General features: G+C 56.6%; 25 protein-coding genes and 3 pseudogenes. 2 read left to right on the top strand and 26 right to left on the bottom strand.

All coding sequences use genetic code 11. The features are described 5' to 3' along the window. Nucleotides 1-4: 4 nt before the first annotated feature. A complete protein-coding gene (locus AC07PQ_RS02895; RefSeq protein ID WP_493184482.1) occupies nt 5-244 on the bottom strand; it encodes a TIGR03758 family integrating conjugative element protein in 240 nt (79 codons plus the stop codon). Then, complete coding sequence (locus tag AC07PQ_RS02890) at nt 241-576, bottom strand: integrative conjugative element protein, RAQPRD family (RefSeq protein ID WP_493184483.1); 336 nt, start codon at nt 574-576, stop codon at nt 241-243. Before AC07PQ_RS02890 ends, AC07PQ_RS02895 begins: the two co-directional genes overlap by 4 nt. Nucleotides 577-832: 256 nt before the next feature. Between AC07PQ_RS02890 and AC07PQ_RS02885 the strand changes: the two genes are divergently transcribed. Then, complete coding sequence (locus tag AC07PQ_RS02885; protein WP_493184484.1) at nt 833-1201, top strand: histone-like nucleoid-structuring protein, MvaT/MvaU family; 369 nt, start codon at nt 833-835, stop codon at nt 1199-1201. Between the two features lie 266 nt (nt 1202-1467). On the opposite strand, the gene AC07PQ_RS02880 is transcribed toward AC07PQ_RS02885, so the two are convergent. From AC07PQ_RS02880 to AC07PQ_RS02825, 12 genes are all read right to left on the bottom strand, one after another. Then, a complete protein-coding gene (locus AC07PQ_RS02880) occupies nt 1468-2199 on the bottom strand; it encodes a TIGR03747 family integrating conjugative element membrane protein (RefSeq protein WP_493184485.1) in 732 nt (243 codons plus the stop codon). Between the two features lie 90 nt (nt 2200-2289). After that, a complete protein-coding gene (gene traD / locus AC07PQ_RS02875; protein WP_493184486.1) occupies nt 2290-4395 on the bottom strand; it encodes a type IV conjugative transfer system coupling protein TraD in 2106 nt (701 codons plus the stop codon). Nucleotides 4396-4404: 9 nt separating this feature from the next. Next, on the bottom strand, nt 4405-4920 hold the full coding sequence (locus AC07PQ_RS02870) for an integrating conjugative element protein (protein ID WP_493184487.1): 516 nt from the start codon (nt 4918-4920) through the stop codon (nt 4405-4407). Continuing rightward, a complete protein-coding gene (locus tag AC07PQ_RS02865) occupies nt 4917-5465 on the bottom strand; it encodes a lysozyme family protein (RefSeq protein WP_493184488.1) in 549 nt (182 codons plus the stop codon). The genes AC07PQ_RS02870 and AC07PQ_RS02865 overlap by 4 nt, the downstream gene beginning before the upstream one ends. Further along, entirely contained in the window at nt 5447-6166 is a 720-nt protein-coding gene (locus tag AC07PQ_RS02860; protein ID WP_493184489.1) for a TIGR03759 family integrating conjugative element protein, read from the bottom strand. Before AC07PQ_RS02860 ends, AC07PQ_RS02865 begins: the two co-directional genes overlap by 19 nt. Before the next feature lie 9 nt (nt 6167-6175). Further along, on the bottom strand, nt 6176-6847 hold the full coding sequence (locus AC07PQ_RS02855; RefSeq protein WP_493184490.1) for a chemotaxis protein: 672 nt from the start codon (nt 6845-6847) through the stop codon (nt 6176-6178). Beyond that, nucleotides 6844-7386, bottom strand: coding sequence for a PFGI-1 class ICE element type IV pilus protein PilL2 (pilL2, locus tag AC07PQ_RS02850; RefSeq protein WP_493184491.1), 543 nt, complete (start codon nt 7384-7386; stop codon nt 6844-6846). The genes AC07PQ_RS02855 and pilL2 overlap by 4 nt, the downstream gene beginning before the upstream one ends. Nucleotides 7387-7492: 106 nt before the next feature. After that, on the bottom strand, nt 7493-8239 hold the full coding sequence (locus tag AC07PQ_RS02845; RefSeq protein WP_493184492.1) for a DUF5983 family protein: 747 nt from the start codon (nt 8237-8239) through the stop codon (nt 7493-7495). A 52-nt stretch (nt 8240-8291) separates the two neighbouring features. Next, on the bottom strand, nt 8292-8786 hold the full coding sequence (radC, locus tag AC07PQ_RS02840) for a RadC family protein (RefSeq protein ID WP_493184493.1): 495 nt from the start codon (nt 8784-8786) through the stop codon (nt 8292-8294). Between the two features lie 100 nt (nt 8787-8886). Next, nucleotides 8887-9144: a hypothetical protein gene (locus tag AC07PQ_RS02835; RefSeq protein ID WP_493184859.1), complete on the bottom strand. Its 258-nt coding sequence runs from the start codon at nt 9142-9144 to the stop codon at nt 8887-8889. 70 nt (nt 9145-9214) lie between these two features. Beyond that, a complete protein-coding gene (locus tag AC07PQ_RS02830) occupies nt 9215-9796 on the bottom strand; it encodes an STY4534 family ICE replication protein (RefSeq protein ID WP_493184494.1) in 582 nt (193 codons plus the stop codon). Nucleotides 9797-10701: 905 nt separating this feature from the next. Next, entirely contained in the window at nt 10702-11043 is a 342-nt protein-coding gene (locus AC07PQ_RS02825; RefSeq protein ID WP_493184495.1) for a helix-turn-helix domain-containing protein, read from the bottom strand. A 209-nt stretch (nt 11044-11252) separates the two neighbouring features. Between AC07PQ_RS02825 and AC07PQ_RS02820 the strand changes: the two genes are divergently transcribed. Next, complete coding sequence (locus tag AC07PQ_RS02820; RefSeq protein ID WP_087092619.1) at nt 11253-11510, top strand: hypothetical protein; 258 nt, start codon at nt 11253-11255, stop codon at nt 11508-11510. Between the two features lie 44 nt (nt 11511-11554). On the opposite strand, the pseudogene AC07PQ_RS02815 reads toward AC07PQ_RS02820, so the two are convergent. From AC07PQ_RS02815 to AC07PQ_RS02760, 12 genes and pseudogenes are all read right to left on the bottom strand, one after another. Further along, nucleotides 11555-11917, bottom strand: a pseudogene (locus AC07PQ_RS02815) (topoisomerase DNA-binding C4 zinc finger domain-containing protein); the annotation flags it as partial. Then, nucleotides 11913-12203 (bottom strand): annotated as a pseudogene (locus AC07PQ_RS02810) (DNA topoisomerase III); the annotation flags it as partial. The pseudogenes AC07PQ_RS02815 and AC07PQ_RS02810, both read right to left, overlap by 5 nt. Nucleotides 12204-12426: 223 nt before the next feature. Continuing rightward, a pseudogene (locus AC07PQ_RS02805) lies at nt 12427-12898 on the bottom strand (single-stranded DNA-binding protein). Beyond that, nucleotides 12895-13413 (bottom strand): DUF3158 family protein, encoded by a 519-nt coding sequence (locus tag AC07PQ_RS02800; RefSeq protein WP_493184496.1) that lies wholly within the window; start codon nt 13411-13413, stop codon nt 12895-12897. The pseudogene AC07PQ_RS02805 and the gene AC07PQ_RS02800 overlap by 4 nt, the downstream one beginning before the upstream one ends. Continuing rightward, a complete protein-coding gene (locus AC07PQ_RS02795) occupies nt 13410-14165 on the bottom strand; it encodes a PFL_4669 family integrating conjugative element protein (protein ID WP_493184497.1) in 756 nt (251 codons plus the stop codon). The genes AC07PQ_RS02800 and AC07PQ_RS02795 overlap by 4 nt, the downstream gene beginning before the upstream one ends. Before the next feature lie 233 nt (nt 14166-14398). Further along, nucleotides 14399-15589: an STY4528 family pathogenicity island replication protein gene (locus AC07PQ_RS02790; RefSeq protein WP_493184498.1), complete on the bottom strand. Its 1191-nt coding sequence runs from the start codon at nt 15587-15589 to the stop codon at nt 14399-14401. Then, nucleotides 15586-16134, bottom strand: coding sequence for a DUF2857 domain-containing protein (locus AC07PQ_RS02785; RefSeq protein ID WP_493184499.1), 549 nt, complete (start codon nt 16132-16134; stop codon nt 15586-15588). Before AC07PQ_RS02785 ends, AC07PQ_RS02790 begins: the two co-directional genes overlap by 4 nt. After that, nucleotides 16131-17696: a ParB family protein gene (locus AC07PQ_RS02780; protein WP_493184500.1), complete on the bottom strand. Its 1566-nt coding sequence runs from the start codon at nt 17694-17696 to the stop codon at nt 16131-16133. The genes AC07PQ_RS02785 and AC07PQ_RS02780 overlap by 4 nt, the downstream gene beginning before the upstream one ends. Nucleotides 17697-17710: 14 nt before the next feature. Then, on the bottom strand, nt 17711-17920 hold the full coding sequence (locus AC07PQ_RS02775) for a hypothetical protein (protein ID WP_493184501.1): 210 nt from the start codon (nt 17918-17920) through the stop codon (nt 17711-17713). A gap of 84 nt (nt 17921-18004) precedes the next feature. After that, nucleotides 18005-18847, bottom strand: coding sequence for a ParA family protein (locus tag AC07PQ_RS02770; protein WP_493184502.1), 843 nt, complete (start codon nt 18845-18847; stop codon nt 18005-18007). Nucleotides 18848-18851: 4 nt separating this feature from the next. Continuing rightward, complete coding sequence (locus tag AC07PQ_RS02765; protein WP_493184503.1) at nt 18852-19082, bottom strand: AlpA family transcriptional regulator; 231 nt, start codon at nt 19080-19082, stop codon at nt 18852-18854. A 108-nt stretch (nt 19083-19190) separates the two neighbouring features. Beyond that, complete coding sequence (locus AC07PQ_RS02760) at nt 19191-19946, bottom strand: hypothetical protein (protein WP_493184504.1); 756 nt, start codon at nt 19944-19946, stop codon at nt 19191-19193. Nucleotides 19947-20898 lie beyond the last annotated feature (952 nt).

The raw sequence follows: 20898 nt of genomic DNA, 5'->3' as shown, positions 1-20898 counted from the left end.
TGGGTTAGGACAGGGTGAAGAACATCAAAACCAGCAAGGTGAGCAGCACGCGCATGGCGCTGCCGCCAAACGCGCCGAAACGCACGCTACCCGCCGCCCACCCTCGGTAAGCTGTCCACATCACCCAGACACACCAGAGCAAAGCCAGGACCAGAACCAGGGATTGCCACAGCGTCGAACTGCTCTGCGCCGAAAACCCTGAGGCGTTTTGGAAGGCCGCGGTCTGGGCGTCGGTCATGCTCATGGCGAGAGCACCGCAGGTAGTGTGTCGAGGCGGTAATCACCGACCAGTTCACCGGGATCGTGGGGTTGAGCGCGAGAGGGGGATAGATAGCCCTGCACCCCCTGGCGAATACGTTGGATATCCTGAGTCAGCCGGGGATAGTCGAAGCGATAGCGCTCGTTTGGTTCCAACGTGCGGGCTGTCTCAGCTCGCGCCGTAAGACGGTCGATAGTGTCGAGCTGTTGGATGACCAGGTTGAGTTGGTCTTGCTCATAGAGCGATGAGGCAAAGGTGCTGCCGTGAACGATGGTTAGTGAAAGAAGTAAAAAACAGCGAAAGGCAGTAGTCGACATGATGTTGGCCCATGAGGAGATGGAGCCAGGGTCAAGGGAGAGATTGAATTATTCAGTAGTAAACGCGAGGTGGGATCTATCGCTTTTGGGGACGCGTGAGCTAGCACTCCTGTCCTTTTAATAATGCAATGTGCTACTCATCAGGCAATGAGTCGATTTACCCACTGTTTAAAGGGAGTATGGATGACGAAGATCGAATCATGGCTTAATATAGAAACGTTCATTTCTCATCTCCTTAACCTGAAGGAAGCTTCACATGTCTCGTTTGGCTGAATTTCGTAAGCTTGAGCAACAACTGGCTGAACAACTCGCAGAGCTCGAGTCGATGAAAAGCGACTCCGGTTTGAAAAAAGAAATGGAGTTCGAGAGCAAACTACGTGCGTTGCTTAGTGAGTACGGCTTCAGTTTGAAGAACGTCATTAGCATTTTGGATCCACAGGCTAATCGTCTCTCGAAACCAATAGCAGCACCTGTAAAGGTGGCCCGTAAAGCTCGCGAAGTGAAAATTTACAAAAATCCAAACACTGGTGAGCTGGTCGAAACCAAGGGCGGCAACCATCGCCAACTGAAAGAATGGAAAACCGAGTTTGGTGCAGATGTTGTTGAGTCGTGGCGCACTCAGTAAGATTGATTTTGAGGGGGCCTGCAAGGGCCCTTTTTGTTGGTGAAAGTCCGGAATACAAACCTTGCCCCATTCACGCACCTGTTTAATTGGGGGGGCAGGTCCTTGATTCCCCTACATCTGGGAAGCCTACATTTCATCTGATACCCTAACTCATAGCGGAAGCCGAGAACGACCTATAGCAGCTTAATCCGCATTTGCGTGGTACGTCAGTTTTAGGTCTCTGGATAACTATTGGGATATGTAAAAGAACAACGGCTTTTTCCGGGTCAGAGATATTTCTTGAATGTAGTTGCTGTGATTTTCGTAGTGATACCGAGCATCACAGCACAGGGCAAAAATACGGCCATTGGATTGAGCGAAAAGGGCAGGAATAGGTAAATAATCCAAGGCATGACCAGTAGTGGAGTCAATGCTTGTTTGGCGCGGTGATAGACGAAGCTACTTTCTCGCCCTGCTCCGAATTTACGTAGGTCACGGCGCACCAGTCCATCGACAAAACCAGTGAGCATGGCCAGCATAAATAGTGGTGTTGCCAGAGCAAGGATAGTTAGGCGCACTACAAAGATGAAGGTTACATACACCGCGGCCAGCACGAAATCTTCAATGCTCACGTAAAACTGGTTAATCCACCCCCAGAAGTTGTTGCTTATGCTAGACACCCGCGCCTGCTGGGCAAAATCCGCCAAACCTGTCTTGACCACCAGCCACTGATTGAGGAGCTCCAACCACTGGCCAATCGTTTGTCCAGGTTGTTGGATGAAAAGTGAAGATTTGAAGTGCTCGCTGAGCCAGCCTAACTCACTGGTTAGCATGGCCTGACTATGTCGCCAGCCCTGATCACCCCAGAACAGTAGCAGGCCCACGAACTCGATCAGGATCGAGAACAGCAACGAGGCGATCAACAAGCCGATGATGCGCAGTACCAGGTTGATAATTGAAAGAATCAATCCTGGGCGCTGGATCGGTTGTGGCGGCGTGTTCTGGGCGGAAGTCACCATCGTTCACTCCATTGCGTGCTGCAGAGTTGAGGTGGGTACGACGCCTTCTCGATCGTTTTCTGCTGAGTCGAAACCTAGGTCAGGGTAGAGCTACCCCACCTGATCCAGATCGAAGTTAATTGTTGGACCACCACCGCTGGCGCTCCACCATAGTCCCGCCTGATCGTTGTAGGTGGCCCGCATCCGCTGGGTGAGATCCTGCAGGTCCTTAGGCATGGCATCGTCGTTGGAGGGTTTTGGTAAGGGCATGCGGACTTTCCAGAGCTGTCCACCGGCCTGGAAGGAGAACATTTGCCCCTTGGGCAAACTGACGATATGAGCAGGCTCGATCAGCGGCACACTGGTGCTGCTGACGCGATCCTGGGAGGACGAAGTGAAGTCTGTATTGGCGTCAGGATCGGAGGTGTCAGTGGCACCCGACACCAAGGTCTTGGTCAGCACGTTGACCTTGGGCAACTGCTGTGTGAGCAGCTCCGCGGTGGCGGTCTCGCGCACCCGCAGCATCTGCAAAGTATTGAAGTTTCCAATGACCTGGCCAGCCTTGGCGCGGTTGCCGATTCGCGCTTCGATATCGCTGAGGGTCTGGGTGTAGGCGGTTACCTGAATACCGGCACCACCGCCCTTATTGATCAGTGGGATAAATTCATCACCCATCAACTCGTTGAACTCATCGGCGTGCAGGTTGATCGGCAACTTGTCACCGCTGCTGCCCGATGCGGGCAGGCCATGGTCGATGCCATGTTTGTAGATGTGTCCGGCGACCGAGACCAGGTCGGCGAACATGGAGTTGCCGACAGCGGCGGCCACCTCGGCGTCGGTCAGTGCATCCAGACCGACGTAGACGATGCCGCGTTTTCGGATAATCTGCATCCAGTCGAAGATTGGCCGCGAGTCATCTAAATCGGTGTAGTTGGGAGCCAGTAACTGGGCGGTCTTGCCGGTGGTGAGTTTCTCCAGCAGCGGTAGCAGCGAGGCAACGATTTTGTCGAAGTAAGTACGGTCATATCGCACTGCTGAACGCAGTCCGTCCATTACCGGATCAAATACCCGCTTCGCCGCGAGGTACTGCTCGATGGCCACCACCCTCTTTTCGCGTCCCACCATATGCCGCGGGATGTTCTTCTCGGTGAGCTTGCCTTCAAGTTGGACGATCACTTCCCAGGCTTTCGGGTCGGTCTTGGCGAAAAACTGCTGGGCGTATTCGATGAACAGTGCGTCGATGTTGACCACATGCCGTTGGATCTGCAGGTAGTCCGGACGCCGGCCTAACTCGATCAGGGCACGGGCGATGATGTTGACGAAACGCCAGGCAAACTCACGGAAGGCCGCCGAGTTGCCTTCGCCACTGAGCTGCCCTGCGATGCGTGACGCCACCTCCGAAATACGTCCGAAACGTCCCACGGCGTTGTAGCGAGCGGAGATCTCCGGCCAGCCGAGATGGAAGACATAAAACTCTTTCTCCCTACCGGCGCGTTTGGCTTCGACGTACATGCGCTTGAGCAGGTCGGCATCGCCCTTCGGATCGAAGACGATGACCACCTCATGTTCGATGCGATGAATGTCCTGGGTGATGTACACTTCGGCGAGTCGCGTCTTGCCGACACGGGTAGTGCCGAGCACCAGGGTGTGACCGACCCGTTCGCCCAGCGGCAGACTGACCTCCGTTTCGTTGGGCTCGACTCCATGCAACAGCGGCGAGCCACCGACCGGGGGCAAAGGCCGCAATGGATTGAGGGCACTGTCCCAGGCAGTGACACGGGCCAGTGTCGAGAACGGGAACGGTGCATGTTCCAGACGCCGTTCGAGTCCACGTGCCAGGCGGTAACGGGTCGGTTGGTCGACATAGTGAGCGACAGCAGGATCCTGGGCCTCGACCAAGCGCTGGGTGTGCAGTCGGGTCCAGCGAAAGCCTCGGCCCATGAACAGCCGCTTGCGGCTGACCGGAATCTGCCGACTGGTCAGCTCGTAGCGGGGCAGCCGACGGATATTGCGCCGATAACGCAGCACCTCCCAGGCTTGTTGCAGTCGGATCAGGCCGAACAGGGTATAGGCCAGCGCTGCAACCAGACCGATCTCGGGTGACAGGGCCACAGCCCAGGGCGAGTACACGCACAACACTGCAGCGGCGATGCAGATCGCTACGGAGTACAGCTCCACAGCGGGCCGGAGCTTGGACTCCATCGCATGCTCGGCCATGACCTGGACTCACTGTTCCAGTGAGGTGGCAGTGATCAAGACGGGGTAGTGCTCAATCTGCAGGCGAGTGGCGATGTCGTTGCCGTTGACCGGCAGGATAGTGATGCCCGGAGCGGCTGCTCGAATCCGGGCCAGGGCTTCGGTATCGGTCACTTCGACGGCGAGGCCAGCCGCGCCCATTTCCTGCAGTTCAGCCGCACGTTGACGCAACCAAACCAGAGATTGGGGATTGTCACCGACCAAGAAAAATGGCCGCAAGCCAGGCATGTTGAGGGCACGAGGCGTGATTTGGCCGGGGCTCAACCGAGAACTACTGATTGGCAGTATCCAGGCTTCATCGGCAAACGTGGACAAGTCCGCATGCACGGCCCGGTCAGCCTGAACTCTATTATTTATGGGCAGGCCCGTAGCTTGGAAATAGGGTTGGGTGACGTCGCCAGCCGGATCCCTGACTACGGTTGGTTTCGCCTGGGCGACAGGTGCCAAGAACAGGATGAAATAACAGGTAAGGAATATTCGCGTCATGGCGGTGCGCCCTGTTTGAAGGAAACCAGCAACCGTTCGAGTTGCCGGGAAAATCCGGCGCGGTAACGTGCCGCCAGCGTTCCTCCTGCCGGGCGGTGATAGCGTCCGGCCGCTGACACCCAGTCACCGGTGGCGGCGTGATGCTTTTGCAGCAGCGCGGCGGTCACGACGAGATTTCGGTAGGGATCGAGGGCATCGCAGGGACTGGAAAAGCGTTGTCCGTGGTAGCCCAGGTTGGTTTGCCCAAGTCCGACATCAACCCGCTTGGCGTCATGTCGGGCGAGCGCCTGAAGCAACGCGTGACAGGCGGCCTGGCGAGTGGCGAAACGGTAGGGGGTTCCGGCGATGTTCAGGGTCCAAGGCCAGGGCAGCAGTCGACCACGGACGCGGGTACCACTCTCCTGCAGGGCAATCGCGAACAGCACCGTAGAAGGGATATCCGCGTCATGCGCTGCCAGTTGGTAGGCCGGAGGCGGAAGTTCGTCAGCCTGGACGACGAATATCGTCAGCATGAGTGCAATACCACTCAGTCGAGGCGTTGCCATTGTCCACTCACCTGTTGAAATGTGGCAGGCAATGGCCCCGGGGCCCCCAGGCTGAACCAGCGACCACGGTCATGGTTCAGGGTGATCTGCCGGCGTTGAACCTTGGTCGGATCGATGTCTGCTTGCCGAGCCCAGCTACGGACGCGTTCATCCTCGCCTTGGCTGCCCACCAGGTAGATATCGAACACCGTGTCGCTGCTTTGCAGACGCTGCGCTTCGGCGGTGCACGCTGGGCAGTGGTCCTCCACAAACAAGGCTTGACGCGGCATGACCGCTGAGCTGGCAGGGGACGGGGATGCCATGCCCTGGATCGGCAGCAGCCCGGGAAACAGCTTGGCCCAGGCCGCGGTGTAAGCGTTTTGGTAGGCCAACTCGCGCTCAGCGCGTTTGGCTTCCAGCGCTACCTGTAATTCGGCATAGCGCTGGCGCTCTTGGTCGGTCTGGGCCTCGACCCCGAGTGCGGTCAACGGATCGAGGTTCGGGCTCCAGAAACCGCGCGGGCCGGCTTGGATCTGTTCGAAGCGCGTCCACTCCTGCTCCGTCAGCCCCCAGCTCGCAGCCTGTTCAGAGTGAGAGCGCCCCAGGGGAGTGGACTGCGTGTCCTGACGCCGTGACGGTGTCAGGACAGGATTGCCCATCGCCGCGCCCGTGGTCAGTAGCGATGCCAGACAGATGACGGCGGGCAGTAGCGTTCTGTTCATGATCGCTTCTCAAGGGAGTTGCACGGTCTGGTCTGGCTGAGCGGCCACCGCGAAGATGGCTGAGTTCGGCTCCAGCACTTTTAGGTGCCAGGCCCCGAGCTGCTCACCGCTATGTAGCAGCCGGACATCCATGAGCGAGCGACTGTCATGGGGGGCGACCGCCAGAAAGCGCTCACCCCCGCGGAACTCGACTCCCAACACTGAGAACGGTGGCGAAAGCGGGGTGGGTTTGGGGCGAGCGGTCTTTTTCGGTTTAGTCGCAGAAGGCGTCGGCGGTGGAGGGAATGGCTTTGTCCTGAGGTCCAGGAGTTGCTGCTCGACCTGCTCAAGGCGTGCGCGTAGCGCTGTCAGGTCTGCCACGGTGGCGCGGGCTGCCAGACCATCGCGCAGTTCCTGTATTTCTTGCGCCCACTGATCCAACATCGGATCGAGGGTATTGGCCTGTTGCTCGCCGGTATCGACCATCTGTTTCAGGTCTTTCAGCGCGTACTGCAGCTTCTCCTGGGCGTCCTTGAGGGCGCTTGAATCACGTTGCAGGGTATCCAGAGCTTGTAGGTGTTGGGTGTTTGTACGCTGTAGCTCGGCCACGCCTTGATACTGGTTATACAAACCACCACTTAGGCCGGCAATTGCCAGGCAAAGCAACCCGACAATAAGGGTTTGAAACGTTGAGGCTTTCATGGACGTGCCTCCGACTGATGGGGCGAGACGGGTGTAATCAGCACGACGCCAGCCTCCGTTTTCTGCTGTTCGAAGCAGACCGAACGGCTGACTTCATCGGTCGTGAGTTGCCAGACGGGGCCAGCCAACACTTGTAGTGCGCTGCGCAAAGGGATTGGACCAAGCCGGTAATGGGCCGCGGGTAGGGGCCGAGTAAAGAGCACCCTCACTGACGCGGTAACGGGGCAGAGCGAATAGCCCGAGCGCTGCAATACGTACTGCATCGCCTCCTGCACCGAAGGGCTCAGGCTGGACGGGATGTTTACTTCAATGATTTGGGCAAGAAGATCGCGTTGTTCCGTGGTGGGCTCGGTGCTGACCAGCGTATAGCGGCCATAACGAAGTTCTGCCGGATGGCTTTCTTCGGCTGTACCCCTCGAGTGCGGGCTTTGATAGGCGCCACTGCCGATTTTTGGATGGGGCGGCAATGGGGTGGGGATTTGCGCGTTGCAGGCGCTCAACAAACCCAGCAGGCAGACAGGCGTGAAAAAACGCTCCATGGAAAAAACCTCATGTCAGATTCAGTGCAGAACCTGGCATGAGGTGACGGGCCGATTCAGTGAGAAAGTTGATTCAAGATGGGTCGTGTTAACGCTGAACACGTTGCTATTCATCAAAAATGGCGAGCCCCTCCAAGACGGCAGCGTCGGGGTCGAAGATTAACAATCGCACATCCACCAATGCCGCGAGGTACAGCACCCTGATCAACGCTACTGGCGTACCGGCATCGAGTTGCTCTTGCCTCAGCGATAAGTAAGGACGGCCCTCGATCTTCACTAGGTTATCGTCGGTCCAGGGCGTGCCGATCAGCTTACACCCGACGCCATTGCAGTCTGTCAAGGCAAAGGGTTCGAACAGCAGACCTGTTGGTCTGGAGTCGAAATTGCCAGCCCGGTTTTCCAAGTAGCGCAATGCTTCTTCAGTGAGGTGTGCGGCACTGATCTCCCAGGCTCGACTGTAGTGTCCTGTTTTGAAGCTCAAGCGATGGACCATGGCTTGAGCCTCTTCCAGGGAGTACAGGTCACCGAGGTGATGCCGCTCGTTGTGTATTTCGCCCATCACGGCATAGATCACTTGGCGCACCAGTCCGGTGGACTGACAGCATTCATCCAAATCATCCGGAATGGATTGGCCTTCGCTGATCAAGGCGAAATCGTCATTGAACAGGCAGAGGAACAGTTGCAGCTCATTGTCGGGCAGATGGGCTTGTGCGTCATGCACAGGTCGAAAGCAGGGAGGGCAGTCGTCTTCGTAGGTGATCAGTAGCAGCCGTTCGATATGCAGGTTGTCGTAGCCGCGAGCAAATGGGTTTGAGGCTGGTAGCAGGGCTGCGGCTTGGGATACGAGGTTCATGAGCATTCTCCAGGATGAAAATGAACAAGGCGTCCGAAGGCACCTGTGAGGGTTAAAGCCAGCCATATTCGGCAAGGGAGAGCGGACGACCCTCACCCACGATGAAGTGATCCAGTACGCGCACTTCGATCAATGCCAAGGCCTCCTTCAGCCGTGCGGTCAAGAGGCGATCCGCCTGGCTGGGTTCCGTACAACCTGAGGGGTGGTTGTGAACAAAAATGGCGGCTGCAGCGTTATGCGCGAGGGAGCGCTTAACGACTTGGCGGGGGTAAACGCTGGCTCCATCAATACTGCCGTGAAAGAGCACCTCGAACGCCAACACACGGTGCTTGGCATCGAGAAAAATCACACCGAAGACTTCATGCTCTTGTTGTGCAAGATGCAGTTTTAGGTACGAGGCTACGGTGTCAGGCGACGTCAGGTCAGGGCCGCGGGCGAACAGCCGACGATCCAGAATATGCAGCGCTTCGTCGATCACCTGGTTTTCTTGGACGATACGATCAGCTTCGAGATCCGAGGTTTCAATCAGTGTGAGTTGGGTGCTCATGGTGGTACCTCCGAAGGGAACAATCAGGGGTACACGCCCGAGGGGAGTGGTGTCCCCAAGGTGGATATAGAGTCGCGGGTGTTAGCAAATGGCGCGCTGTTTACAGCCGAGTGAATCGGTGGCGTTGACCGTGTAGGTGTGAACCACAACAGTCGCAGGGCAATGGGGAAAAGGCTTTTATTCCCCAGCCGGCTTCGGGATCAAAGTCGGCACTGATGGGCATTAATCGAGTCAGTCCACGATGGATACCGGCGATGCGTTTCTCGATTTCATCCGTCGTATAGTAGAACGATAACATGCCGTAGTCCTCGTAAGCAGCTGCGAACAGGCAGTCGTCGCAAAGCCAAAAGGATTCCATGATGGTTCCCCTGTGCGGATTGAAGAAAGGCGCTCGAGGGAGCGCCTTGATGAGCAACATCGTGGACTGTTCAGGCGGACTGAACGGTACGGGTGGCAACACGGCGGGTCGTAGGGGGAGTGGATGGAGATTCAGATTCGACCTGAGCCTCTGTTGGTTTGTCGTTTTCCTCAGCATCGGCATCAGTCGATGGTGAAGATGGCTCAATGTTGGGCGCTTGCTCAGCAGGTGCTGTTGCTTCCTGCCTGGCGGGCGCTTTGTACTCGAAGGTGCCGTTGACCTTGATCCAGTCGATGAACAGCAAACGACCTTTCAGGCTGGCGCCTGGCTGGCCTTGTTTAGCGCCTTTCTCGTAGAGAAACGGATCGATCCACAGGTCGCCGATACGGAACGACAGCAAGACCTTTTTCTCGGCTTTGACGGCGTCCATATAGAGACGAATCAAGCGTTCAGCTTCGCCCCCGGCGACTTTGCAGTCGAAGCGGGTGTACTCCACCGCATCGGTGGCACCGTGCAGGGCGGCGATATCGCACGCCATGAAGGGTTGGCCGCGGCGGATTTGTACTTCACGAACACGGTTGAGGTAGCCGATACCGACGGTGTGCAGGTTGAAGTAAGTGATCGCTTCTTGGGGTTGGTTGGCGTGGGCCATGATAGTTCTCCTGTTTCAAGGGAAAACGGTGACGCACTGTCCCTGACGGGGGAGTGAGTCCCCGTCAGGGTGGGTAAGATGAAGGCAAGCGATGAGCGACTCGCCACCGGCAAGCCGATGAGGATCAGAACGATGCGCCTTGGGGGAATAGCGGTGACGCAGGGGAGCGTCTGCGGTGGTGATCCGCAGGCATGGGGTAGTGGGCATTCATCACCGCTGAAGCGGTAACCGCGCGAGCTTCCGAACGCTGATCGCACTTGGGTAAACCACCACGAACGTGGCGTAGCCTTGAAGGTTCAGGCTACCTGGGCTGGGCTGTCAACGACAGCGAACCACGCCCTTTGTATAAGCCTGTCACAGGGGAGCGTCAAGACGCTGCAATCCGATTTTTTATGGCCGGAATACGGTGGCAGTCACTGGAATGAGAAAAAGAAGAGCTGGCCTGGTGGGTCACCAGGCGAGGAATAGAAAAGCCACCTTTGACGGTCATACGCAGTCGAAAAGCTCCTCGCAAAGCTTGGTTTAACTGCGCCTTGATTTGTCAACCGACCCTTGTCGCGGCCTGGGTCGGAATATGCTGGCACGCATCCGCGCACAAAGGGTGCCCAGTGTTTCCCCGGCGGGCCCCGGGGCTGAATACGATCGCCGAGACGGATGACCGCTGTTGCCTTGTAGAGGCAACACTGGTCATCCGCCACCACGATCAGGTCGAGTAAAAATCGGGAATGAAATCCCACAGAAGAGAAGGCTCCGAACTCTAGGAGTCCGACCAAGCTACCCGGAGCGAATCGGTCTTGGGTCGCTGTTGGCGATGATCCTGGGGCACTACAGCAGAGAGGGTGGGACGACGTCAAGGCAGAGTGCGCCGCCTCAAAGACCTCGGTATCGGATGCGAGTGAATGAACTCACTTGTTGGCGAGATGAGCGGCTAATTGTTCGACGGTTGCCAAGATAAAGGCACGGTCGCTTTCTTTCAGTCCACTCAGCAGACCCGCGATCATCTGGCCCTGGTCATTGGGGCGATTGCTCGACGCTGTCAGCAGTTCATCCATCCGGCAGTCGAAGATATCCGCCAGTTGCATCAGCTTGACCACGGAAAGCTCCACCATCCCCCGTTCCAAGCGCGAGATGGCTTCGCTGCCGATCCCTAAGCGTTCAGCCACCTCTTCCTGGGTCAGATTACGCTCAGTGCGGCGCTTCGCGATCATGCGCCCGATTTGGGCTTGGGTTGGATGTTTATGTGCCAAGTGATGAGTTCTCCAGTTCAACCCGAATGGTTGAGCAAAGACCCATTGACATGAACATCCTTAAAGGTTGAGTATCGACTTATTAGGTCGTTATTCTGACTGAAATAGCTGTGTGGCGCGATGTGGGTTCTGTTCCTCCAGGAGTCAGAGTTCAGGGTAGCCAGTGTGAGTGAACGGTCTGATAGGGCCAAGCTGAGGAAAGGTTGAGCATGGAAGAGGTGAGCAAGAACGTCATGGATCTGATCTGGGATCGAACACTGGAGTTGTTCATCAGGATCCATGATTGCCCTGATAACCCCGAACACTTCGACAGCCTTGTCCATTGGCTCAACGAAGATTCTGCACACCTGCAAGCCTTCAACGAATTGGGGCAGATATGGATGGCAGCAGGCATTGCTTTGGCCCGCGAAATTGGGCAGCCCTTAATCGACTTAGAGAGGGATCAGTCGCCGTTGATGATGCACTGATCACTACATTGACCCCAATGCTCATGTTGATCTCCATTGGCGCATCATGGGCGACGCGTATCTTTTCTGATCGGGGCAGTGCCCTTGCAGTCCGGGTAGTGAGAGCATGACCAGAACGGCCCTGATTTCCCCTTTCGCTTGAGCATTGAGGCGTTGCAAGTGGGACAGACTGGGCTGGCTTCGACAGGCATAGCTAAAGTCAGTGAGCCGCAGTGTGGGACCAGTTGCGCTATCCAGTTTGCCTGCTTGGCGACGAATGCATCCAGGGTCAGACGTCTCGCTTCGATTTCGTCCAGAGCCTGTTCCCAGATCGCGGTCATACCCGGATCTGCAACCGCTGTTGGTACCGCTTTGATCAGGGTATGGGCAGCCGCCGAGGCCATTAAGGCGCGTTTTTTCTTCGACAACGGTGGTGACTTTACTGAGCAGGCATTTGATGACTTTGAACTGTGCTGTCGTTTTGGGTTTTACCTCGACCTGCCACTGCGCGGGAATGATCGGTAGATGGTCCAACGACCAGTTCTTGTACTGAATGCCATAGGCTTCGGGTGGGGCGGTCTCCAGCAGATGGCCGATACACCAGGTGATGGTTGAATCGCTGCCGATCAGGCAACCGTCACCGCGTCGGGTGGCTCCGAGTACTTTGGCAATGTCTCGACCTTGAGAAGGTTTCGCGCAGAGGAATAGGCGCATGAAACTGCTCCGGGTGGTGTCCGGAGTAGAGTTGTTGGAAATAGCAGTGGCAGGATATGAGAGATCTGAATGGCAGGTGCCTCATATTAGCCGGTGAGGGCAGGCTTGAATGGGCGGAGGCTGCCCCCGTTGAAGTTGGACTGCAGTACGGATCTTCACGAGCAGCAAGTAACAACAGGCCAGCAACTTCGCGCAAAGGCGCATTTTTTATGCCTGAAATCGATCAGTCCGTAGGTGGTGACCCTCTACGCTTTTTTTGGTTTCGACGAAGGTGAACTGGCCTGCTCTGTATTTTGCCCAACGTGTTTCGCCGGCGCTGCCGACTCATGGGATCGCTCCCGCATGACCACGCTGTGCATACGATGAGGCAGGATGCCGACTCGGCGGGCCTCTATCTTGAAGGTCACCCGCGCGTTGTCTTCGCTGTCCTCCCACTCATCGCGCACGGTGCGACCTTCGACCAGTACACGCATGCCTTTCTGGTACAGCGTGCTCCAATGTTCAGCTTCGCGGTGCCAGAGCTCAACCGGTGCCCAATAGCCGCCTCGATCTTCATAGCTACCCTCGCGTGGCACGGGGTTGTCGAAGTACACATTCAGCCGTAGCAAGCGCCGTGGCTCGTCATTGCCTGATGGAAATTCCTGGAACTCTGGCGCACTGCCGATGTTGCCTTCGCCGAGGAAAAAAGTACTCATTGTGAAACCTCCACTGCGGTTGTGAACTGGCGCAGCAGCCGTTCGGCGCTGTCCATTTTGATCGCGCAGGTCGTGGCCTGGCGGTAGAGCGAATGCACCACGCTCATCTGTAGGTTCAGGGCAATGCGATCGCATTCGAAACGGTGCAATCTCTCGCGTACGGCCTGCGGTAGGGCTTGGTTGCGGATTTGACGCTCCCAGACTGCAACCCCCATATGGGCGAAGTCACGGGTGCGCCAACGTAAAAATGTGCTGCCAGCGCTGGTGTTCTGCAGCACCAATCGAATATCCAGTAGTGAATAAGGGGGCTGTTCGGCCTGCTGCACAACAGCCTCCATCAGGTGACATAATTGCGCCTCGATTTTCCTCGCCACCTGCGCCAGGTGCTCCAACTCCCCCTTACCCTTAAAAGGTTTTAAAAGGCCTTTTAGGGAGGCTGCGTGTTCGAGTTGTCGATAGGCACCCGGTGTCAACGTTTCGAGGTGCATTGGCTGAGCGGGGATCATTGAGTTCATTCTTCGTCCTCCGGTTCATTCACCGTCGCAGAGGGCTCTCCTGCTTCTTCTGCCAACGCGTCAGCGTCATCCACTGCCGTAGCACCACGACGAATGATCGGTGGCGCGAATTGGGAGCGGCGATGGCCCTCAAGAATGTCCATCGGGGGCAACCCCAATTTATCGATGGCCGCCAGGGCACGGGCGTTGTTCGCTGCCATGTCATCGCGGGTGACACCGGCATGCCGATAGCGCTGCGCCTGGCCGAACAGGCTGCGCAGTAGATGGGCACCGTCGTCGATCCAGGCTTCCATATCGATACGGCCGATCAAGGCGGTGTGATGGGCCAATAGGGTACGACGCACCAGGGTGTCGTAATCGGTCAGCAGATAGACCGCCAGAAAACCCAGCTGGCTGCCGATGTACAACGGCAAGGTGACGGGGTGGATGTTGAGGTTGTCGCTCATATCGATCTGTGTCGGCAAGTCCTGTCTAATCCGATCCAGCTGTTGGGTCAGTTCCAGCATCCCTGCCTTGGCCTGCATCAGCTTTTCTTCGAGTTGCACGATGGCCCAGTCGGCATACGGATCGTCCTGGGCTGCGGTTTGTTTGATCAGGTTGGTGACGCTGATGTAGCCGGCCATGCCCATGATCGAGTGCACACCTTCACGCGCAGCCCGGCCTTGCCAGATACGGGCTGCATGGTGAGTGTGCAGGGTCAGGGTGATGCTGCTGCGCAATGAGCCCAGGTTGAGTTGGTAGTGATCGGCCACGGTGTTGTCCTCGTATAGGCTTGGGCGAGAACGTTGTGATAGATGAGAGGTAAGGGCAGCCGAAAAGTTGAAAGCGGTCTGTTCGGTTTGGTTTGAGAGGGCTAATTTCGGAGGCGTTTATAAGTGATGCCGGTGGCATCATTTCTGTGGATGTCTATAGCCGTGTTGTTCGCATTACATAGATCGCGATCCCACATTGGACCTCAGTAGATTTGATGCCAGTGGCATCAAATCTACTGAGGTCCAGGACGTTTGCCACGCAGTTGGCGTAGCTCATTCAGGCATGCTTGGGCGAGAGCTGAAGCGGGTTCGCGTTGCTTTCGGGGCGGGCGCGAGGGGACGGGTAGGAACGGTTCTGCAATTGGCGGCGGTCCTGCTTGACCTGCCCAAGGACGAAAATCGCCTTTCAGCGCACGCTGGATCAGGCCCATCAGATAGGCTGCTGGCTTGCGGACACTTCCTGCCGCACAGCGTGCCCCCGCCTCGTTGAGCACCGCCTGCCGATCCGCTGGCTTGAGCTTGTTCAGCGCCACGGTGACAGCCTGACGTTCGCTTGGGCTCAGATGCAGTGGATTGGGCCAGTGCAAGTTATCTACCGCTGGGGTCGCGCGCGGTACAGTACAAAGACTTTCTTCTAATACAGTACAGGCGGCGTTCGGACTCCGAACGGTGCTGGAAACACTGGTATTCAAGCCTGGTTCGCAATCCGAACGAGGCTTTGCACGATTCCGAACCGGGTAATCTTCCCCCAATTCGGATTCGTGCAATACGGCATCGTTTGCCTGATCCAACCCTTGCCACATCCAGTATTCGCCCCAGCTGTCGAGCCGCGTCGGTAACCGACCCCGATCAATATTCGTGTCCTGGCTGACTTCCTCTACGACGTGCTGGGCGACAATACGCACTGCCTTCGTCGCATGACCTAGGGCATGTCCGACTAGCTCCAGGTAATCCTGATCCAACTCCATGGCTTCGGCGGGGGTTAACGGTTCATCATGCAGGACGTACAGAGAACCTTGAAGGCGTCCGCTGACCTGATCGCGTCCACGACTCACCAAACTGAGCCAGCGCGTCAGTCTGAGCATCGTCAAGATGCGCGCGATGGTTTCACGGGAGGCAGATGCACCGTAGGGCACGCTGGACAGGTAAGGCTGCAAATCCTCATAGCGCGGTGTGACCACACCCTGGCCTTGCAGCATGAGCCGGAACACCTGCCAGGCATTACGCTCCAACGGCGTCAGCCGATTATCCAGCAGCAATCGGCGTGGCACGACTTCGTGTGATTGGCCACTGAACAGAAAGCCAGCCTGCAGAGCCTGGTTGGAGGGTCGCTCAGTAGTCGGACGTGCGGGCCAGCATTCACTCAGTTGCTGGGTACATTGCTGCAGGACACGCTGCCAGCGACTGCAAGGGGCAGTGTTCATGTTCCATTGCTGTACTGGTCAATCTGCTGCCAAACGATGGTCAAGCTGATCTGTTGTTCTTCGGCCAGCATCATCATCGCGTCGAGCTGATCCTCGGCACTGTCCTGCGCGCGTAGCTGGCACCAGCGCTGCCAGAGCGCATGTTCCTGCGCTTCGCTCAAATGCTGGGGGCGGCCCTTACGGGTTTCTATCTTGAGTAGACGGCGGCGTAGGGCGGTTTCCGAATGTGCCAAGCCGAAGCACTGGTACATGATGGTGCTGCTGGCGCCCAGCTTGAGCGCCCGATTGATCAACCTCTCGTTCTGCTCGTCGCGTTCGGCTTGTTCGATCAACCGGTGCAGCACTGGCGAGTCAATCTTGACCTCAACCCAGGGTACAGTGGCATGAGCCAGGCGCGACAGCGTGGTGGGCGGTAAGGATTGCAACAGGTAGATGTCGTCTTCACCCAGTCCGAGGGCTTTGCAGCGCTGTGGGTTACCCAGGCGCAGCTCATGTAACACCTGGGTCAACATGGCTTGGTTGAGCACATTAAAGGACAGGCTCATGGCAGCTCCTTCGGTGAGTTATTTTCAGGCGCAAGCGTTAAATCGATCAAACGACGGGCCAGACGGATCAGGCGATACAGCTTGATTAGCAAGCTGTCGGGCAGTCGCTCCAGCCCCACATCCACGGCGGGACGATCTGTCAGCGGGAGTTGATAGACCCCCAACAACAGTTGGCCGAACAAGGCCGAGGGCAGTTGCTGACGATCCTCCCAGTTCACGTCGTCTTGAGCGCGCAGCAGGGCTAGAAGCAGTAGGTGAATGCCGGTCGCGCGAGGTGCTGCAAGATCAAGCCGCTCGATGTTGAGGGCGAAGCCCAAACCCAGCTGCTGATCGATGATGCTCTCGGGATGTCCGGCGTAGGTCGCCATTTCCCGCGCCAGTGTGGCAATGGCCAAACGCAGTTGTTCGGGGGTATCCAATTCAGGTGTGATGGCCCAGATCTCGCTCATCGCGCAGGCTTCGACAGTCGGCAACGCTTCTATGGAGGTCTCACGATCGATCTGTTCGCGAATCTGTTGAACACGTGACGGGTGGCTGACCGATGATTTGATATGCGTTTCAGGCGGCGTGAGCAACTCCCCTTGCGCTGTCTCAGCCTCGGGGCGGAGCTTGGAGGAGGGAGCTTTTGCCGCGGCCTCATCAATACCCGGCTGAGGGCTGTTTTTCGAGGGCGTGGTGGCGACAATGTCAGGCGTCGAGATCACCCGTTGGGTGTCGCTCAGCTCCAGGGCCAGCATGCGGTAGGACTGCCCGAGCAAGCGGCTCATGCGCTCGAGCAGTTCATCCTGGAGCTGCTCAAGATCGAAGGACTCTGGGGCGGCATCGAAGTCGCTCAGGGTTTCGAGCCAGAACTCGGTGAACGCAACAGTGGTGGTTGGATAGCGGTTCCAGGTTCGTTCAGCCTGGCTGCGCAGAGCGATCAGGCGTTCAACCTGGGGCTTCCCCAATCCGGCATACAGGGTTTGTGGAATAGCGGGCAGTAAGTGTTCGAGGGTGTCCAGCATCCGGCTGATGTGTGACTGCGAAATGGGATAACCCCCAGAGGCAAGGCGTCGTGCCAGCTCACGTTGTGAGAGCACAACTCCATCTGCTTCGAGCATGGTTTTGAGCTTGGCTACTGCAAGAGCACGTTCGATGAAGGTGAGTTGGCTGTGCAGATCGCTTTCAGCCAGATGGCCGAGCAGGGCAGTGATCTCACTGTTCCAGGGGCGGAACAGACAGTGAATGCGAAAGAAGCGCGGGTCACGGGTTTCCTGCCACAGCTCGCCAAGAATCGCCAAGCGGGTATTACCACCGTTGCGGATGATGAAATAGGTTTCTCCCGGGCGGCGGGTAATCGGTGGTGGTTGGTCTAGTCCGCGCTCACGGATTGAGGCTTTGATATCGTCGTAAAGCGGATTACGGATAAAGCGTGGGTTGTGTTCATAGGGCCGCAACTGCTCCAGAGTGACTAGCATAGGTGTGTCAATGACTGGATCAGACAGTCGCTCCAGCTCTGGAGCTCGAGAGAAACGCTCCTGATGCAGCTTGTCGGTGATCTCCTCCTGACTGAGCTTCTTCATCTAAATAACCTCAGTTAGCGCCGATTTCGCAAATGGTCACCGACCTCGAACTTGACGATCTCGACAGTCCCCGAACCTTCGAAATGTTTAGAGAGTTCTGCGAGGAACCAGCCCATGGCCGAGCGACCACCCTGCAGGCGAAAGACTACGGTGCAGTACTCTTCGCAAGGTGGGTGCTGTGGTCGAATGGATGGTTGAATGATGATGGGATGCTGATCCAACATCTAGAGACTCCTCGCCAAATACAGTTGGCCTAATGTCGAGTAAATAAAACGATTTGTTGGGAACGGTCAGCTTGGCGATTCGCCTCATTGCGCTTCCGGACATCTATTCACTGCAGAGATCGCTTCGCGCCATTCTGGAAATAGCTCGATGGCCAGCGCTAGCATGGTGTCCAGGGCTGATGGAGAGCGTCGATCACCTGACTGGCGTTTCTCGACTCGATGGACCGGTAGACCGAGGGATGCGGCATTGAGGTACGCCACTCGGTCTGGAACTACGGTTTCCAGGATTGAGATGTTGGTAGCCCCAGCATAGGTATCGCGCAGTCCGCGGATGATCATTCGGGTGTCTATCCGAATGGTATTCACCTGGTTCAGTAGTAATCTCAAGGGTGGTGGGGGAATACCCAGGTGGCGGAACGGTTCGAGTTCGCTGAGCAGCTGCAAGGTGCCGCGCTGCAGTTCGCGGGCGGCGAGCATTTCTGGGGGGATGGGAGAGACGGCGAGATCGGAGGCCAGGATAACCATCTCCAGCAATACGCTTCGTGCGCCCTGAGTGTCGATCAACAGCAGGTCATAATTGGGGGGGAAATTGTCGAGCAAATTGCGCAGTCGTAATCGACCATCGGGGGCATGCAGCAGCAAGGTGCTCAGTCGGCCTTGATCGTCATTGGAGAGGATCAGGTCGAGCCCCGTGATCACTGTCCTGGAAATAATCTGTGCTGATGCTGTTAGGTTGAGTGCGATGAACTCGTACGCGCCTGCGTCAGCCTTCCGGTTCAATGCGTAATAGCTGGAGAGGGTGGGTTGGCTATCCAGATCGAGCAGCAGAACGCGTAGGCCAGCATCCGCCAGCAGACCACCGAGGTTGGCGGCTACTGTGGTTTTTCCTACCCCACCTTTGGTGGAAATCACCGACACCACACGCATGGCATCAGGCCTGCTGACCTAAGCGTTCAACGATCCACTGCTCGATCTCCAGCGAGTCCCAGCCAACCGCGCGCAGCCCAATTCGCTTGGCTTGAGGGAATCTGCCTTCCTTCATCAGGTTGTAGATGTGCGCACGCTTGAAGCCGGTTTTTCTTTCAACTTCGTCGCGGCGCATGATGTGCCGTTCGACCTGTGGCTGAGGTGTTTCAGTGATGGGGGAGGATTGGCTGGACATGCTGGTCACTCCTGGCGCCGCTTGGCGCGTGGTGGGAAGTGACTTGAATTAAATGGCAGCAAAGGCGCGAAGTCATTGCACTGCAATCAGGAGGATTGCAGTGCAATGCTATGGTCCAGGTGTTTTTTTGAGGCTACGGTTGGCGGCAGCAAACTTCTCATCCAATGTTCGTTTGCTGAGACCGGGAATGTCCTTGTGGCGAGCAGTCACAGCGTCAACTATTGCAGCTTGACTCTTGAATACGGAAAGAGGCTTGCCAGCAGGTGATGAGTCCAAAAAGATGTTGAGCAAGGCGCCGATGATCTTCAGATAGGTGTTCTCGCCCCGCTCGCTGAGCTGCCCCTGGACATTCGCCAGTGATTTAAGGCTTTCCTGTTCAAGTCCTAGAGTCCGAAGGTCTGCTTCGACACTTTGGAGCTGGTGCCGCAGAGTATCCCGTTCTCGCAGTAAGGCATCACGCTCGGCCTGGAGGCTAAAGTAAACACCCAGGCTGATTTTTTCTTGAGTGTTGTCGCCAGACTCGAATAAAAAGGTGGGTCTTTGATCAGGATAATAGACCTGCATCCATTGACGTAGACTTGCATGCCGAATCGTCAATAAATTGGGTTCCACGATAGTGCCTAGGGGTACCGAAATGCCGAAACAGCCATAGGGTAATTCGCCATTGCGAATGGCGTCATAAATGAGTTCGGTGTTGGACTGTAGGCATGGCCACTGAGGAAATAGGAGCTTGAGCTCCTCTGGGGAAGACCAAATAGCCTGTAAGATTTGTGCCTCGAAACGAATGAGATTGCACCAGCGCAACGCTGCGTCGATGGGGCGATAGAAGGTTTTAGCCTGCGGATTAAAATTCTTTGAAGACATGCGCGAACGGGCCTCCATTCCTGATGGATGGGCCTCTCGCGAAGCATCTCTACATCGCCTACCTATTTGGCACTGTTGGCAGTGGCTGTTATATGGATCTTTAGGTCGATGAGATCATTCCATCTATCCATTTCCTAAGGTAATGCCATTATTTTTGTTAAGGCGTTCGCCCGAAGGTAGGTGGGCGAATCTCATCGTAGGGGGCTACGGTGATTTCTTGGCTGATAATGACAGCGGATCCATGGTGAAGACCACCTGTTTTGTGATGCGTTCATACCGATAGTCGCGATTCTTCTCGTCGCTTGTTACCCGATAGAACACGAAATGGTTGGGCTTTTGACCGCCCGATGTGTGGCTCTGGTGTGAGGTGATAGCTGGCAAAGGCCCGGCGCGAGTTCATCGGCGTCATAGCTGTGATGCTCAAGTTGGCCAAGGCCTGTCGATCCCATTGGGCATCTTTTTCGTCGGCGGCACCCGGACAGATTGGATGTTCCTGCCAGAACCTCGACCCGCTGAGAACCGGGCACTGGCGTTTCTGGCAAAACGGGCCGTTTGTCCTGTCCTTGGGGTATCCACCATCGCAAACGGAACAAGCGATGGCGATAGGCTCCACCGTGCACCTCTAATGTGTTCCACATTGGCGCCGCGTCAAATCATTATCGGTAAAATCGATAACGCATGCCGATAATACGGTGAAAAACCGATAAGGAAATGACCTAGACTGCACACATGGTCATCCACACACACACACATCAGGAGGATTGCTATGACGCGTAGGTATCTTGCCGCTCAAACCTCTTGGGCATTTGAGCGGACCATTGGGGTGGTGCGCCAATTCATGCTGGCGACCATGGGCTAGCAGCTTTTCACTGATCTTGACTTGACTTTCATGGACTCCCCAGGCTGCGCTCCATTTCTAAAGGGCATTGGATGTTGAACAGCGTTCTGTTTT

Source organism: Pseudomonas sp. GW821-FHT09E12, assembly GCF_059416085.1.
This window is presented reverse-complemented; position numbering and strand designations above follow the sequence as displayed.

Coding starts and splice junctions, on each gene's coding strand:
- AC07PQ_RS02895 (WP_493184482.1), bottom strand. CDS start 244: ATGAGCATGACCGACGCCCAGACCGCGGCCTTCCAAAACGCCTCAGGG.
- AC07PQ_RS02890 (WP_493184483.1), bottom strand. CDS start 576: ATGTCGACTACTGCCTTTCGCTGTTTTTTACTTCTTTCACTAACCATC.
- AC07PQ_RS02885 (WP_493184484.1), top strand. CDS start 833: ATGTCTCGTTTGGCTGAATTTCGTAAGCTTGAGCAACAACTGGCTGAA.
- AC07PQ_RS02880 (WP_493184485.1), bottom strand. CDS start 2,199: ATGGTGACTTCCGCCCAGAACACGCCGCCACAACCGATCCAGCGCCCA.
- traD (WP_493184486.1), bottom strand. CDS start 4,395: ATGGCCGAGCATGCGATGGAGTCCAAGCTCCGGCCCGCTGTGGAGCTG.
- AC07PQ_RS02870 (WP_493184487.1), bottom strand. CDS start 4,920: ATGACGCGAATATTCCTTACCTGTTATTTCATCCTGTTCTTGGCACCT.
- AC07PQ_RS02865 (WP_493184488.1), bottom strand. CDS start 5,465: ATGGCAACGCCTCGACTGAGTGGTATTGCACTCATGCTGACGATATTC.
- AC07PQ_RS02860 (WP_493184489.1), bottom strand. CDS start 6,166: ATGAACAGAACGCTACTGCCCGCCGTCATCTGTCTGGCATCGCTACTG.
- AC07PQ_RS02855 (WP_493184490.1), bottom strand. CDS start 6,847: ATGAAAGCCTCAACGTTTCAAACCCTTATTGTCGGGTTGCTTTGCCTG.
- pilL2 (WP_493184491.1), bottom strand. CDS start 7,386: ATGGAGCGTTTTTTCACGCCTGTCTGCCTGCTGGGTTTGTTGAGCGCC.
- AC07PQ_RS02845 (WP_493184492.1), bottom strand. CDS start 8,239: ATGAACCTCGTATCCCAAGCCGCAGCCCTGCTACCAGCCTCAAACCCA.
- radC (WP_493184493.1), bottom strand. CDS start 8,786: ATGAGCACCCAACTCACACTGATTGAAACCTCGGATCTCGAAGCTGAT.
- AC07PQ_RS02835 (WP_493184859.1), bottom strand. CDS start 9,144: ATGGAATCCTTTTGGCTTTGCGACGACTGCCTGTTCGCAGCTGCTTAC.
- AC07PQ_RS02830 (WP_493184494.1), bottom strand. CDS start 9,796: ATGGCCCACGCCAACCAACCCCAAGAAGCGATCACTTACTTCAACCTG.
- AC07PQ_RS02820 (WP_087092619.1), top strand. CDS start 11,253: ATGGAAGAGGTGAGCAAGAACGTCATGGATCTGATCTGGGATCGAACA.
- AC07PQ_RS02800 (WP_493184496.1), bottom strand. CDS start 13,413: ATGAACTCAATGATCCCCGCTCAGCCAATGCACCTCGAAACGTTGACA.
- AC07PQ_RS02790 (WP_493184498.1), bottom strand. CDS start 15,589: ATGAACACTGCCCCTTGCAGTCGCTGGCAGCGTGTCCTGCAGCAATGT.
- AC07PQ_RS02785 (WP_493184499.1), bottom strand. CDS start 16,134: ATGAGCCTGTCCTTTAATGTGCTCAACCAAGCCATGTTGACCCAGGTG.
- AC07PQ_RS02780 (WP_493184500.1), bottom strand. CDS start 17,696: ATGAAGAAGCTCAGTCAGGAGGAGATCACCGACAAGCTGCATCAGGAG.
- AC07PQ_RS02775 (WP_493184501.1), bottom strand. CDS start 17,920: ATGTTGGATCAGCATCCCATCATCATTCAACCATCCATTCGACCACAG.
- AC07PQ_RS02770 (WP_493184502.1), bottom strand. CDS start 18,847: ATGCGTGTGGTGTCGGTGATTTCCACCAAAGGTGGGGTAGGAAAAACC.
- AC07PQ_RS02765 (WP_493184503.1), bottom strand. CDS start 19,082: ATGTCCAGCCAATCCTCCCCCATCACTGAAACACCTCAGCCACAGGTC.
- AC07PQ_RS02760 (WP_493184504.1), bottom strand. CDS start 19,946: ATGTCTTCAAAGAATTTTAATCCGCAGGCTAAAACCTTCTATCGCCCC.